This window comes from Chryseobacterium sp. ERMR1:04, from assembly GCF_001297705.1.
Taxonomy (GTDB): domain Bacteria; phylum Bacteroidota; class Bacteroidia; order Flavobacteriales; family Weeksellaceae; genus Chryseobacterium.
On record NZ_LIRF01000008.1, the window covers coordinates 923812 to 939028 of the forward strand.

Annotated in this window: 13 protein-coding genes and 1 pseudogene; 5 read left to right on the forward strand and 9 right to left on the reverse strand. The window is 34.3% G+C overall.

Features of this window, described 5'->3' with window-relative positions:
* Positions 1-7: 7 nt before the first annotated feature.
* The 3 genes from secA to AMQ68_RS21460 form a co-directional block, all read right to left on the reverse strand.
* A complete protein-coding gene (secA, locus tag AMQ68_RS21450) occupies positions 8-3079 on the reverse strand; it encodes a preprotein translocase subunit SecA (RefSeq protein ID WP_054512619.1) in 3072 nt (1023 codons plus the stop codon).
* Positions 3080-3205: 126 nt separating this feature from the next.
* On the reverse strand, positions 3206-3427 hold the full coding sequence (locus tag AMQ68_RS21455; protein WP_034756280.1) for a DUF2795 domain-containing protein: 222 nt from the start codon (positions 3425-3427) through the stop codon (positions 3206-3208).
* 142 nt (positions 3428-3569) lie between these two features.
* Positions 3570-4592, reverse strand: a complete 1023-nt coding sequence (locus AMQ68_RS21460; RefSeq protein WP_054512620.1) for a GDP-mannose 4,6-dehydratase — start codon at positions 4590-4592, stop codon at positions 3570-3572.
* An 88-nt stretch (positions 4593-4680) separates the two neighbouring features.
* Between AMQ68_RS21460 and AMQ68_RS21465 the strand changes: the two are divergent.
* Together AMQ68_RS21465 and AMQ68_RS21470 are read left to right on the forward strand one after the other, a co-directional pair.
* Positions 4681-5477: pseudogene (locus tag AMQ68_RS21465) on the forward strand (DUF2797 domain-containing protein).
* 37 nt (positions 5478-5514) lie between these two features.
* Positions 5515-8175, forward strand: a complete 2661-nt coding sequence (locus tag AMQ68_RS21470) for a hypothetical protein (RefSeq protein ID WP_054512621.1) — start codon at positions 5515-5517, stop codon at positions 8173-8175.
* Between the two features lie 89 nt (positions 8176-8264).
* On the opposite strand, the gene AMQ68_RS21475 is transcribed toward AMQ68_RS21470, so the two are convergent.
* Entirely contained in the window at positions 8265-8615 is a 351-nt protein-coding gene (locus tag AMQ68_RS21475; RefSeq protein ID WP_054512622.1) for a hypothetical protein, read from the reverse strand.
* Positions 8616-8788: 173 nt separating this feature from the next.
* On the opposite strand from AMQ68_RS21475, the gene AMQ68_RS21480 reads away from it, so the two are divergent.
* Complete coding sequence (locus tag AMQ68_RS21480) at positions 8789-8983, forward strand: hypothetical protein (protein ID WP_054512623.1); 195 nt, start codon at positions 8789-8791, stop codon at positions 8981-8983.
* A 128-nt stretch (positions 8984-9111) separates the two neighbouring features.
* On the forward strand, positions 9112-10158 hold the full coding sequence (locus AMQ68_RS21485; protein ID WP_054512624.1) for a PA0069 family radical SAM protein: 1047 nt from the start codon (positions 9112-9114) through the stop codon (positions 10156-10158).
* 134 nt (positions 10159-10292) lie between these two features.
* Here the strand turns inward: AMQ68_RS21485 and AMQ68_RS25160 are convergent, their stop codons facing one another.
* From AMQ68_RS25160 to AMQ68_RS21490, 3 genes are all read right to left on the reverse strand, one after another.
* Positions 10293-10451: a bacteriocin gene (locus AMQ68_RS25160; RefSeq protein ID WP_123905751.1), complete on the reverse strand. Its 159-nt coding sequence runs from the start codon at positions 10449-10451 to the stop codon at positions 10293-10295.
* A gap of 221 nt (positions 10452-10672) precedes the next feature.
* On the reverse strand, positions 10673-10834 hold the full coding sequence (locus tag AMQ68_RS25440; RefSeq protein ID WP_185113412.1) for a hypothetical protein: 162 nt from the start codon (positions 10832-10834) through the stop codon (positions 10673-10675).
* Positions 10835-10906: 72 nt separating this feature from the next.
* Positions 10907-11857: an isopenicillin N synthase family oxygenase gene (locus AMQ68_RS21490; RefSeq protein ID WP_054512625.1), complete on the reverse strand. Its 951-nt coding sequence runs from the start codon at positions 11855-11857 to the stop codon at positions 10907-10909.
* A gap of 87 nt (positions 11858-11944) precedes the next feature.
* Here AMQ68_RS21490 and menD point away from each other — a divergent pair, with 87 nt between their 5' ends.
* Positions 11945-13615 carry a 2-succinyl-5-enolpyruvyl-6-hydroxy-3-cyclohexene-1-carboxylic-acid synthase gene (gene menD / locus AMQ68_RS21495; protein ID WP_054512626.1) on the forward strand — a complete coding sequence of 557 codons (1671 nt, stop codon included), beginning with the start codon at positions 11945-11947 and terminating at the stop codon, positions 13613-13615.
* Between the two features lie 2 nt (positions 13616-13617).
* Here menD and AMQ68_RS21500 read toward each other — a convergent pair whose 3' ends face one another.
* Positions 13618-14244 carry an aminotransferase class IV gene (locus tag AMQ68_RS21500; protein ID WP_054512627.1) on the reverse strand — a complete coding sequence of 209 codons (627 nt, stop codon included), beginning with the start codon at positions 14242-14244 and terminating at the stop codon, positions 13618-13620.
* The gene (locus tag AMQ68_RS21505; protein WP_054512628.1) at positions 14228-15205 is read right to left on the reverse strand and encodes an aminodeoxychorismate synthase component I; all 978 of its coding nucleotides are present in this window, start codon (positions 15203-15205) and stop codon (positions 14228-14230) included. Before AMQ68_RS21505 ends, AMQ68_RS21500 begins: the two co-directional genes overlap by 17 nt.
* Positions 15206-15217 lie beyond the last annotated feature (12 nt).

Consider the following 15217-nt stretch of genomic DNA (forward strand, 5'->3'; position numbering starts at 1 on the left):
TTATTTCTTACGCAGGAATTTCTCCTTTATATAAGAATGAAATAATTTCTTTGTTTAATTTATCCATCATTTCGCTGAATAAGTGGAAAGATTCTTGTTTGTAAATAACAAGCGGATCTTTTTGCTCGTAAACAGCTCCCTGAGAAGATCTTCTAAGATCATCCATCTCACGAAGGTGAAGCTTCCAGTTTTCATCGATGATTGATAAAGTGATATTCTTTTCAAAATCGTTAATCAAACTTTCACATTTCGTATCGTAAGCTTCTTTAAGATCAGCTACAATAGTCATTGTTTTGTGTCCGTCTGTGAAAGGAACCTGAATCATTTTAAACATTGAACCTTGATTTTGATATACATTCTCAATAATAGGGAATGATTTTTCTCTCAATAAGTTCAGTTTCATGTTATAATCTTCCTGAGCCGCTTTGAATAAGATATCCGTTAATTCCGGAACTTGCTTATTACCAAAGTCACTTTCAGAAACCGGAGAACCCATTGTGAAATGTTTGATGATTTCAAATTCAAAATCTTTATAGCTTCCGTTTGCTTTTCCTTTCGTTACGATAGAATTAGAAACATCGAAAATCATGTTGGTGATATCGTATTTCAAGTGATCTCCGAATAGAGCATTCTTTCTTCGCTTATAGATAACGTCACGTTGTTTGTTCATTACGTCATCATATTCAAGAAGTCTCTTTCTTGTTCCGAAGTTATTTTCTTCTACTTTTTTCTGCGCTCTTTCGATAGATTTACTGATCATAGAATGCTGAATAACTTCACCATCTTTATGACCCATTCTGTCCATCATTTTAGCGATTCTCTCAGAACCGAATAAACGCATTAAGTTATCTTCAAGAGATACATAGAACTGAGAACTTCCCGGATCTCCCTGACGTCCCGCTCTACCTCTTAACTGTCTGTCAACACGTCTTGAATCGTGTCTTTCTGTACCAATAATTGCTAAACCGCCAGATTCTTTTACCTCTTTGGCCAATTTAATATCCGTACCACGACCTGCCATGTTGGTTGCAATGGTTACTGCTCCTGGCTGTCCTGCTCCTGCAACGATCTCTGCTTCCTTCTTGTGAAGTTTCGCGTTCAATACCTGGTGCGGAATTTTTCTTAATTGTAGCGCTTTTGAAAGCAACTGAGAAATTTCAACAGAAGTTGTACCTACCAATACAGGTCTTCTTGCTGCTGTTAATCTTTCAATTTCTTCAATTACGGCGTTATATTTTTCTCTGTTAGTTTTGAAAACTAAATCTTGTTTGTCATCTCTTATAATAGGACGGTTGGTAGGAATTACTACAACATCTAATTTGTAGATTTCCCAAAGTTCGCCTGCTTCAGTTTCAGCAGTACCCGTCATCCCCGTAAGTTTGTTGTACATACGGAAGTAGTTTTGAAGCGTTACCGTTGCAAAAGTTTGCGTTGCTGCTTCAATTTTTACGTTTTCTTTAGCTTCAATCGCCTGGTGTAGACCGTCTGAATAACGACGTCCTTCCATGATACGACCTGTCTGTTCATCAACGATTTTTACTTCACCATCAATTACTACATACTCATCATCTTTTTCAAATAATGTATATGCTTTCAATAACTGACTCATGGTGTGAACACGCTCAGATTTTTCAGCAAAATCAGAGAATAATTTTTCTTTAGCTTCGAATTCTTCTTCTTTCGTTAAATTTTTAGCTTCAACTTCAGCAATCTCAGTTCCGATATCCGGAAGAACGAAGAAATTATTATCTTCATTTCCCTGAGACATATATTCAACACCTTTGTCTGTCAAATCAACCTGATTGTTTTTCTCCTCGATAACGAAATAAAGATCTTTATCTACAATCGGCATATCACGGTTGTTGTCCTGCATGTATTGACCTTCAACTTTCTGAAGTAATGCTCTGTTTCCGCTTTCTGATAAGAACTTGATTAATTGTCTGTTTTTAGGCAAACCTCTGTAAGCCTGAAGTAATTTGAATCCTCCTTCTTTAGTATTTCCTGCAGCAATTAATTTTTTTGCTTCATTAAAAATTGCAGAAACGGTTTTCTTTTGAACTTCAACAATTCTGTCGATTGAAGGTTTAAGAACATCAAATTCTTGTCTGTCTCCCTGAGGAACCGGACCAGAAATAATCAATGGCGTTCTTGCGTCATCTACCAAAACAGAGTCAACCTCATCCACGATAGCAAAGTTTAATTCTCTTTGTACCAATTCTGAAGGTGAAGTTACCATGTTATCTCTCAAATAATCGAAACCGAATTCGTTATTTGTTCCATAGGTAATATCTGAATTGTATGCTTTTCTTCTTCCATCTGAGTTCGGCTGGTGATTATCGATACAATCGATTCTCATTCCGTGGAACTGATACAATGGACCCATCCAAGCGGAGTCTCTTTTTGCAAGATAGTCATTCACGGTTACCACGTGAACCCCTCTTTCAGGAAGTGCATTTAAGTAAATAGGTAATGTTCCTACTAGCGTTTTACCTTCACCCGTTGCCATTTCGGCAATTTTACCGCTGTGAAGAATAACCCCTCCAATAAACTGAACATCGTAGTGGACCATATCCCAAACTACAGGAGTTCCGGCTGCATCCCATGAGTTTTTCCAAACAGCAGTGTCTCCCTGGATCTCAACGAAATCTTTAGTTGCAGCAAGTTCTCTGTCCAATTGAGTCGCAGCTACACGAATTTCTCCGTTTTGCGCCCATCTTCTTGCTGTTTCTTTTACTAGTGCAAAAGCTTCAGGAAGAACTTGGCTAAGAACTTTCTCCTCGATTTCGTATGAATCTTTTTTAAGAGACTCTATTTGAGAGAAAAGAGCTTCTTTTTCATCAACATTAGCCGAATTTTTTATCTGCTCTTTAATCTGTTCTATCTGCGCTGTGATGGTACTTGTTGCTGATTTTATTTTATCTTTAAATTCAGCAGTTTTCTCTCTTAAGCCATCATCAGACAATTGCTGAATATTGGGTTCAACAGCTTTGATTTTTGTTACAACTTTTTTTACTTCCTTTAGGTCCTGCGCTTTCTTGTCTCCCAAAAACCCTTTAAGAACTTTGTTTAAAAAACTCATAAATTTTTACTTTATGCCTAAAGCGATATGCTTTAAGCGTTTTACTAAATACGCTTACTGCGCAAAAATTGATATTATAAAAAGGGGAATAAGCTTTAAGCTTATTGCCTAAAGCTCATGCCTTATTTAATATTCGTCTTCGTTCCAAAGATAATCTTCGTCCGTAGGATAGTCTGGCCAGATCTCGTCAATGGCTTCATACATTTCACCTTCGTCTTCAATAGCCTGAAGGTTTTCCGTTACCTCCATGGGTGCACCAGTTCTGATTGCATAATCAATAAGCTCAGCCTTTGTCATTGGCCAAGGTGCGTCACTTAAATATGAGGCTAATTCTAATGTCCAGTACATAATATTCTATTTTTTTTGCAAAAGTATAAAAATAGGCTATATTATAAGCTTTTTTATACCTGATTTTCAATTCTTTTTATTAATTTTTTACTCATTGCCCGTCACAGACTGTATTAGAGCTGTGTCAGCAACTTGTTCGATGTCATTTTCTCAAAAACCATTCCACAAATTTTTTTATGCCATTTTGGAAGTCTGTAGTAGGGTTGTAATCAATTAAAACCTTCGCTTTTCCTATATCAGCATTGGTTTTCTGTACATCTCCAGGTTGCATTGGCAGAATTTTTTTGATGGCAGTTTTTCCTAAAGCTTGCTCAATGGTAGAAAGCATTTCATTAAGAGTAATTACCTGACTTTCTCCAAGGTTGATGATTTCATATACTTTTGAATGATTTTCCAGATAGCGGATAGACTTTGTAATACCATCAATAATGTCATCAATATAAGTGTAATCTCTTGCGGTACTTCCATCGCCGTAGAAAGGGATTTCCTGATCTTCGGAAATTAATTTTGTGAATTTATGTATCGCAAGATCAGGTCTTTGTCTAGGTCCGTAAACCGTGAAAAACCTTAGTTGAATCATGTCTATAGCATATAATTGATGATAAACATGACCTAAAATTTCTCCACATTTTTTGGTGGCTGCATATGGTGAAATAGGATTGTCTACATTGTCTGTTTCGGCAAAGGGAACTTTCTCGTTGTTTCCGTAAACGCTTGATGAAGACGCGCAAACAAATTTGTTGATTCTGAATTCTTTACAGAGTTCCCAAAGATGCATCGTTCCACGAACATTTACTTCTTCGTATTCCAAAGGTCTTTCGATGGAAGGACGAACGCCGGCAAGGGCGGCCAGATGAATGATCACATCAATTTTATGGGTTTTAAAAAGGTCTTCAAGCCCTTTTTTATCTCTGATGTCCTGATAATATAAGGTATAATTGTTTGATTGTGAAAGGGAGATTAATTTCTTAATGTCGGTCTCTTTGTCAGAAAAAGTAAAATCAGAAAAATCTGCAATAGATTCTAATGTATTTTTAATTTTTATCCGATAATCGTAGAAATTATCAAAGTTGTCAATGTTTATGACAGAATGTCCTTCTTTCAATAATCGTTCTACTAAGTGAGAACCAATAAATCCGCTTCCTCCTGTTACAAGATATTTCATTCGTGTTTTTTATCTGTGCAAAAATATAAAATTCCTTTGTGAAAAATATAATCATTAAATTTACTTAAAAAAGTAATATAAAATTAATATGCAGTTTCAAGGGCAAATTTTAAAGATGACGAGTTATGATGCTCAGCCAATTCAGTATTATCTTAACCTTTCGGGTGATCTTATTCACATGAATGAATTGTTTGGAAAAGAATTGACGATAAAGCATACCGGCTTTCAATGTGTGAATTGTGGAAAAAATAAGCCTATTTATAGAATGGGATTTTGTAAAAGCTGCTTTTTTGAAAGTCCTTATGCAAGTGATACGATTATCCGTCCGGAGCTTTCTACCGCACATCTTGGGGTTGCAGAGCGAGATCTGGAAGTGGAAAAACAAATTCAACTTCAGCCGCACACCGTGTATTTGGCTTATACAGGAGATGTGAAAGTGGGGGTCACGAGAAGTTCACAAATTCCTACACGATGGATTGACCAAGGAGCAACTTTCGCGTTACCGATTGCCAGAACAGAAAACAGATATGAGGCGGGAATGATAGAAGTTGCGCTGAAAGAGCATTTATCAGATAAAACAAATTGGAGAAAAATGCTGCAGGATGATTTTGAAGGAGAAATGGATCTTGTAGATTTTCAACAAAAAATAAAGCAATATTTTCCTGAAGATTTCCAAAAGTTCTATAGCGAAGGGGAAGGTGTATGGAAATTTGATTATCCGTATGAAAAACCGGAAAAAGTAAACTCATTCACTTTAGACAAAAAACCTGAGTTTACAGGAAAGTTAGTTGGAATTAAAGGACAATATTTAAGTTTCGAAGGAGGAGATTTATTAATGTAAGAGGACATGAAGGATATGTGATTGATTTAGGTGTAAAAAATTAATCTTATATTTAAGATATAATTAAACCAAATCACAAATATGAACAAATGGGTTAAAAAGCTACTGATTGGCTTTGGGGTTTTGATGGTGATTTTCTTGTTGGGAAACTTCGGCTTAAATTTTTGGCTCAAAACCCAGCTGCCTAATTATATCAAGAATAATACAGATTATAAAGTTTCCTATAAGACATTTGATGTTGATTTGGGAACAGGAAATATTGTTGCTGTCGGAATTTCTGTGAATAGCAAGAATCCTCAAAATATCAGTGTTTTGGGGCTGCAAGGAACGATTGATACATTAAAGATCAACCGTTTTGGAATTTACGATGCTATTTTTAATAAACAGATAAGTACTTCCGACATCGTATTGTCTGGGCCTAATTTGAATGTAATTCTTCCTAAGCCTGCAGATCTTAAAACAGCTAAAAAAAGAAATCCTTTGGCCTTTGAAAGTATCAGGATTAACAAAGGAAGCTTCAATGTTTTTAAGTATACAAAACAGAAACTTTTATCGGTTCAAAAACTCGATTTGTACGTTGAAAATCTACAGATGACGGAAGAATCTGTAGGAGATCAGTTACCTGTTACTTTTGATAAATATGATGTTAAAGGAAAGAACTTCTTTTTCCGGCCAGATACTGTGTATGCTTTAACAATAAGCCAGATAACGACAGTTAATGGGCAAATGTCTGTAGATAATTTTCGGGTGATTCCTTTGTTGAGCTTTAATCAGTTTACGAGATTTTATCCAAAAAAGCCAAAATTATTTGAATTTTCGATTCGGAAAATGGCTTTTAAAGATATCGTTCTGGTGAAGAATAAAATCTCTTTAAGCAATGCCAATTTTGAAAATCCTAACCTGACCGTTTATAATACCAATGCCGTTGCTAAGAAATCTGAAAAGCCTTTGAATTATGAAGTCAATTTAGGTCAGATTAAAATAACAAATGCAGCGGTTCAGGTTCTGAAGGCTGATGGGAATCAACTTTTATGGGCGAAAAATTTTACGCTTAATGTTGATCAATTAATATTTGATAAAGAAACAAGGGAGCAAGTAATCCCCGTTGGATACAAAAGCTTTCAGTTTTCAGGAAAAGACATTTTATATTCCAATCATCAGAATTTTAGTGTTGGAAGTATTGCGCTGAATCCTAAAAGTGGGGAATTAAGAGATGTTTCTGTTACTCCAAACATATCAGATCCGGGTAGAAGATTGATGACTTTTAAAGCAAATCTTGCTGCTTTTAATATCAATACTTTACAATTTATAGATAAAAAGTTAAATCTTGATATTAAAGATGTGTTGGTGGATCATGTAAATGGTACCATCAAAGAAGGCGAAATTAAAGCAAAGAAAACTCCGAAAGAAAATACGATAAACTCGATTGTAATTCGAAAAGTTTCTCTTAAAAATTCTAATATTACTTACGATAAAGGAAATCAGCCTCTGGTTTTTAACGATCTGAATGCGACTATTAATAATATTGAAGTGAAGCCTAAGCCCAATAATTTAGGGCATACTTTTAATGCTAAAGATTTTTTTTTAACGACCAAAAATTTTGCTTATCAAACGCAGTTCTATAGGATGAGCGTTGGACTTTTAAAGCTTAACAAAAATAAAGTTCAGATCAGTAATTTCGCGATGAAACCTCTGGTTTCGAGAGCTCAGTTTATCAAAATGATTCCTGTAGAAAGAGATTTGTATGATCTTAAAGCAAATCAAATTACAGCAGAAGGAAATTGGGATCTTTTTTCACAGAATAAAAGTATTAACGCATCAAATGTGGTGATTCAATCTGCAGATGCTAATATTTTCAGGAGTAAAATTCCTAACGATGATTTAAAAGAAAAGCCACTGTACTCTAAATTATTGCGATCGATTAAAATTCCGATGTATGTCTCTAATTTAGATCTTAAAAACTCCGTTCTAGTGTATGAAGAAGATACACCGGAGAGTACGGGACCAGGAAAGTTGATATTCGGTAATTTTAATATGAATGTTAAAAACCTGAATTCTTCCAAAATGAAAGGTAAGCCAACGAAGGTAGATATCAAGATCAATTGTTCATTTATGAATCTTGCTCCTTTGGCTGTAAATTGGGGATTTGATGTAGCCAATACAAATGATGTATTTACCATTTCTGGCCGTGCAGCAAATCTTCCTGCGAATGGAATTAACCCTTTTATCAAGCCTTATCTTCATGTTATGGCCACTTCGGGGACAATTCAGGAAATGCTTTTTAATTTTAAAGGAAATCCTAAAGGTTTGAGCGGAACTTTTAATTTAAAACATAAGGATTTAAAGATCGCAGTTTTAAATAAAGACAATCAGCAGAAAAAAGGGATTCTTACCGCGATTGCCAATTTGGTAGTGAAATCCAGTTCTGGAAGTCTTCCTGAAGATGTTACGGTAGAAAATGTTGAAAGAGACCCTACAAAATCTTTCTTTAATTTGTTTTGGAAAGGAATTGAGCAAGGGTTGAAGAAGACTTTGATCGGAATTAATGTTGATAAGACAGAGAAAAAAGTAAAAAAGGCAGTTTCTTCTGTAAAAGAAATGAAGAAATCGGTAAAAGAATTGAAACAAAATATTAAATCAAATTCTAAAAAACCGGAACAAAAAGCTGAACAAGATCCTCAAGAAAAGAAAGGCTTTCTAAAGAATATATTCAAGAAAAAAGATAAACCCGAAACTGAATAATTTCGGGTTTATCTTTTAAAATATGTTAAAATTGTTCTTTTTGAATTATTGCTTACCAGTCTCATTAACCGGCAGATTATATTTGATTTTTAAAGATTAAATTCTTCGCTCTCCTGAACGGGGATATCTCTTAGGAATTTATCGAATTCTTCGCCTGGATAATTGCTGTCTGCTCCATAAGAGTCTATAATCATGCCACGGTTTCCATCATTATCTTTTAAAACATATAGCACTGCATTGTCGTCCGGATTGCTATCGCCTTCAAAACGATATGTTTTTAAGATGGTTAAGTCAGTGGGTGCATAGTTTTTTTCTGAGTTATCTAGCTTCATTTCACAGCTTTCATTCATTCTGAATTCTCGGTGTATGCCTCGTTCAGATAAGGTTTTCATTACCTGACTTAGAGTTGTCATACGATCCATATATTCTGAGCTATCCATAATAATATTTTATTGATTTACTACAAGAATTAAACCATTAGCACTAAAACATTGATTTTTTGATGAATTATATTTTTCTTGAAAATTAAGTTTAATGTTAACAAAATTTATAATTAAAATAAATAAAATAGGTACACTTTTTGCAATATCCCAAGTAATAAATCGGGCAAAATATGAAAAAAGAAGTCGGAGTTATACTGGCAGGAAGTGTTGGGCTTTTGGCAGTATTAAGTTTTATAGGCATTAAAAAAGTATTAGGTAAAAAAAATAAACAATACAGTGATTCTTATTCAGATTATCACAGACATTTTGATGGTAAAAATCAAGATGACGAATATCATGGAATAGAATTTTATGCGCTGAAGTAGTAAAAATATATATTTAATCAGTTTTTTTTAATATCCAATACTTTTTTAGTGTTGGATATTTTTGTGGAAAACTTTAGTGTTAAAACGCATTATTTTTTGAAGATTCCATTCTATTTTTACATCAGAAAATGCAGAACGAAAACAGTATAAAAGGTCAAGGCGCTCAGCGAAATATTATCAACCGTTTCGACAGGTTTACCTATGAGCCCGATGAAGAAGATTTTGAATCTGTAAAGACCTCTTTTACGGAGATTTTTCCGAAAACGATTGTGAATCAGGTGAAGAGTGAAGATCTTCCGATGGAATATTCAATGAATCCTTATCAGGGTTGTGAGCATGGATGTTCTTATTGTTTTGCAAGACCTACTCATGAATACTGGGGCTATAGCGCGGGAATTGATTTTGAAAGAAAAATTATGGTGAAGAAAAATGCACCAGAATTATTAGAGAAATTTTTCCAAAAAAGAGGCTATAAACCTGCGTCAATTTTGCTTTCTGGAAATACGGATTGCTATCAGCCTGCCGAAAGACAATTTGAGATTACTAGAAAATTACTGCAAGTTTGTCTTGATTACAGACACCCTGTCAATATTCTGACAAAAAATGCTTTAGTTTTGAGAGATCTGGATATTCTAAAACCCCTTGCTGAACAGAATTTAGTTTCTGTTTCTTTAAGCATTCCTACGATGAATGAAGAGTTAAGAAGAAAAATGGAGCCACGGACCAGTTCTTCCAAGAATAAACTAAAAGCAATTGAAACTCTTTCTGAGAGTAAAGTTCCTGTACATGTGATGGTTGCGCCAATGATTCCGGGGTTGAATAGTGATGAGCCTTTAAATATTTTAAAAGCGATTTCTGATGCCGGGGCTCAAAGTTTTGGGTATAATTTAGTAAGATTGAATGATACGGTAGAACCTGTTTTTGTACAGTGGATTGAAACTCATTTTCCGGACAGAGCTCAGAAAGTTTTAAACTTAATTCGTTCAACGCGAGGAGGAAACTTAGGAGATAAAAGATATTTTGAAAGACAGAATGGACAAGGGAATATTGCAGAAATGATTCACAATACCTTTAAAATAGGAAGAAAGAAATTTTTTGATGGCAAAGAGTTTCCTAAATTATCAACGGCTAATTTTACGGGAGCGAAAGATCAGCAATTGAGGCTGTTTGATTGATTTTTTTTCCGCAGATTATAAGAATTTTCACAGATGATTGTGTTTTATTTGTGAACAGTATTAGTGTTTAAATAATAAGGAACAAAAAACCGCTCCAAAAAGAAACGGTATTTTATATAGCAAGTTTGTTATTTCTAAACGGGTTCGCCTTCAGGGCAGATAAATTCTCGTCTACACAATTCGCGATACATAATTCCATTACATATATAAAAACATTCTCCGGGAAAAGGATAGCTTTCTCCCCCTGAAATGCTTTTCAATTTGTCTTTGCTTAATTTCTTTAGATTTTTCATATTATTTTTAGTTTGATGGTAAAATAAAGATACTCAAAATAGTCATATGTCAATCTGTTTTGAATTATTTTTCATGGAAGTCTTTCTATGGCTAATATTGCCCATGTTTTATCTCATAATTGAGTTAAAACTGATCCTTTTTTTAATGTAATCATAGCAACGGAAAACAAAAAACCGCTCCAAAAAGGAACGGTTTTCTTATACATGTTTTTGAATTTCAATTACATTGAATTGTCCGGACATTTGAAATCATTGCTGCAAGCTGCACAAATGACAACTCCGCTGCAGTAATAGTTACAAAATTCAGGTTCTGGAAGTTTAATTCCTCCTGCTCCCGAAATGCCTTTTAGTTGGCCTTTACTTAATTTCTTTAAATTTTTCATATTGATTTAATTAAAATTTTGATAGTAAAGTAAATATAATTAAAAAATTATATACCAAATAAGGTTTTTGGGTTATTTTTTTATTAACCCTAATTCAATCAATCTTTCGTGTAAAAACTCTCCTGCAGTTGTATCTTCATATAACTTAGGGTTGTTTTCATTAACACAATTTTCAAGAGCGTTTAATGACATTCCGCTTACTGGATGCATAAAGAAAGGGATAGAATATCTTGAAGTTCCCCACGATTCTCTTGGTGGATTTACCACTCTGTGAATCGTAGATTTCAATTTGTTGTTGGTATGTCTTGATAACATATCTCCAACGTTGATCACCAATTCATCTGGTTCGGCAATAGCATCAATCCATTCACCATCATGGTTTTGAACCTGAAGTCCTTTTCCTTGAGATCCCATCAAAAGCGTAATCAGATTGATGTCTCCGTGAGCAGCTGCTCTTACCGCATCATCCGGCTCCTGAGTAATAGGTGGATAATGAATAGGTCTTAAAATAGAGTTTCCTTCTGCAATTTTGTCATCAAAATAAAACTCATCAAGATCAAGATACAATGCCAACGCCTGTAAAACAGATTTTCCTGTTTTCTCAAGCATTTGGTACGTTTCTTTACCTACTTCATTGAATTTTGGAAGTTCATCAACAATCACATTGTCAGGATATTCTTTTTTGTATTTTGAATCATCAGACACATATTGTCCGAAATGCCAAAATTCTTTTAAGTCTCCTTTTTTGAATCCTTTTGCAGTTTCTTTACCGAATCCTACATAGCCTCTTTGGCCACCAATTCCTGGAATTTCATACTGTTGTTTAGTCTCTGTGGGAAGTTCAAAAAAGTTTTTCACTTCTCCGTACAGGTCTTCTACCAATTGGTCATTAAGAAAGTGTCCTTTTAAGGCCACAAAACCAATCTCTTCGTAAGCTTTTCCGATTTCATTTACAAATTTCTGTTTGCGTTCCGGTTCACCCGAAAGGAAATCACGCAGGTCTACACTAGGTATTTTATCCATTTTTAGAAATTTAACGTGGTGCAAAATTACATCTTTTTTGAATTAAATTTTTTTAGAATTAAGGATTTATAAGTTAAATTTGTACTCATGAAAAAATATTCTTCTAAGAGAAGTATTCAAATACTTGCGCACCTCCTTCAGCAGTACGGAATTTTAGATATTGTTATTTCACCGGGATCTAGAAATGCCCCGTTAGCGATTCATTTTTCAGAAATGGATAGTTTTAACTGTTTCAGTATTGTAGACGAAAGAAGTGCCGCTTTTGTTGGAATAGGGATGGCCCAAAGCGAAAAAAAGCCTGTTGCAGTTACCTGTACAAGTGGTTCGGCTGTTGCCAATTATTATCCTGCCGTTACAGAAGCATTTTATCAGAATATTCCACTTTTGATATTAAGTGCAGACAGACCCACAGATTTTGTAGATATTTTTGATGGGCAGACCATTAGACAGCAAAATATTTTTCATCAGCATTCTTATGGTGATTTCCAACTCTTAGAAGACAGTAAGGAAAACGCCGAGGAGATTAATTTTGATATTATTAAAAAAGCAATTGAGCTTTGTTTTGAAAAACAAGGTCCGGTTCATATTAATATCCCGTTGGAAGAGCCTTTGTATGAATTGGTTTCTGAACTTCCTACTTTTCCTACGGTTGAGAAAACAATTAAGCACAAGGAATATGAAATTCCGTCTACCTTAATTGCAGATTGGCATACTTCACAAAGAATTCTTCTTTTGGTTGGAACAAAAGACTACAGTCCTGAATTGGAAAGTCAGCTTTCTCAGTTGGTTAAAAATCATTCTGTGGTGGTTTTAAGTGAGGCAAATTCTAATGTGCATCATGATAAATTTTTTAGACATATTGATCGTTATATTTTCAATTTTACGGAAGAAGACTATAAAACATACGCTCCTGATCTCTTAATAACCATCGGGCAGAATGTAGTTTCTAAAAAAGTAAAACAATTTTTAAGAAGCGCACGCCCAAAACAACATTGGCATTTGGATGAAGTTTGGCAGCCTGATACTTATTTTTCATTAACAGAAAAAATAGAAGTTAAACCAGAATTGTTCTTTTCTAAATTGTTGAAATTCATTAATCTAGAGCCAAGGCCTTATTTTAATCTTTGGGATGTTTTACGAGATAAAAAAGATGCTAAACATCTAGAATTTTTAAATACCGTAGAATATTCTGATTTCTATTTCTTTAATAAAGTTTCAGAAACGGTTCCTGAGAATTATAATATTCATGTAAGCAATAGTTCGGCGATAAGATATGCGCAGTTATTTGATTTTGGGAAAAGAAAAATATACTGTAACCGAGGTACAAGCGGAATTGATGGTTCTACCTCAACGGCGATGGGGTTTGCTATTAAAAATGCCAATCCGACATTGTTAATTACCGGAGATCTAAGTTTTTTCTACGATATTAATGGTCTTTGGAATCAATATATTCCACCATTTGTAAGAATTATGATCTTCAATAATGGGGAAGGGAATATCTTTAAGATTATTCCGGGGCCTGGAAATGCCAACCCAAATACTTTAGACGAATTTATTGCAACGAAGCACCGTAAAAATGCGGAACACCTTGCCAAGCATTTCGGATTCTCTTACACAAGAGTGGAAGATGAAGCAACGCTTGACCGTGTGTTAGATAATTTCTTCAAACCGGATGCACAACCTAAAATATTGGAAGTGAATACGTATGGTAAAAATAGCGCCGATGTTTTAAAGGCTTATTTTGACTTTATGAAATAGTATTAAAAATCTAAATATTCTTGATTACCCGGTAGATTGATAATTCGATCTATTGGGTAAATAAACATATCATCAAAATCATTCATCGCATTGATGAGTTGAAAATGGGTGTATTGTTTGATATTTTGTAAAGTAATTTCCTGCTCTTTTATCTTTTTATTCTTCAAAAGGTTCTGTCTTTGAACTCCGTTTAACAGATAGGTTGTTGGCGTAAACCAATCTTTCCCTTTTAAGAACAAAATGTTAGAGAATGAGGTGTCTGTGATATGATTATTTTTTACAATAATGATTTCTTCAGCCTTAGACTTCGTTTTCATTCTTTCCAACTCTTTTCGGTCTTCAAATTTGAAAGAATAGTCGAAACTGTTGTTTTCAACCAATTGGAAATCCTGTATTTCAGGAATCGCATAAGGAATCATTTGGGTACGGATTCTTTTGTCTAAATCGTAAGAGATTCTTAGTTTATACATTCCGTCTTCATCATGCTCCAGGCTTTTAAAAATTTTAGCCAAATCAATAGAACCTTCTTTCCCAAAGTGGGCAAAGGTTTGATTTACTCTTTTTTGATGAATGTCTAACAGGAACACTTCCTGATCTTCTACTTTAATACTTTCAATGAATTGGGACATAAATTTTATTTTTCATTTCCTGATACTCGTCTTCTAATCTACTCATGTGCGTTATTCCGCCTCCGCTTTTAAAGTACAATGTACTGTTTTCTTTTTCAATAAAGCGAATCATTACACAACTGTCGAGGCTTTCACCATCAAACCAACCGCAAACTCCTGTATAATATCCTCTGTCATATCCTTCTGCCTTTAGGGTTATCTCTAATGTTTTGGGCTTTGGAGCTCCTAAAATAGAACCTGCCGGAAGTAGTTTTTTCATAATACTTCCTACTTTTCCTCTAAATTCGGTTTTCAAATTTCCTGAGATCTCTGAACTCATGGCATACAAATCTTTTTGTTGCGTCTTAATGAAATCAATGTGTTGAAATTTATCAACCTTCACCTCATTTGCCACCATGCTAAGATCATTGCGAAGTAAATCTACAACGGTATAATGTTCGGCCTTTTCTTTTTTATCATTTTTCAGGGTTTCTGCTGCATTTTCCAAGGAAGCATCAATGGTTCCCTTCATCGGATAAGTCAAAATTTTGCCGTCGATAATCTTCACAAAAGTTTCAGGAGAAAAAAATACAAAAAAATCTTTATAAAAAACCTTGTATTTTGCATTTGAGTGATAGAAAATTTCTTCAAGGGTCAAATTGGTCTCTATTCGTGTTTTTCGGGTATAGTTGGTTAAATAAGAATTTCCAAGACGAATGTTTTGCTGAACTTTATCAAAGCCTGATTTAAAGCTTTCTAAGGTTTCAGGAAATGATTTCCATTCTATTTTTTTATGTAATTCCTGCTTGTTTTTTGCGGTTGAAAATGTTTGAAAATCAATTAATAAGCCTGATTTTTCAATTTCATTCTCTTTATAGATTTCAACATTCTCTGTAAGGAAGTCGATAACAAAAAAATAGGGAACCTTCTGAAGAGAAAGTTCGTCCATTTCCATAAATTTTTGATGATTCACTGAAAACATTCGGCAAAAGTA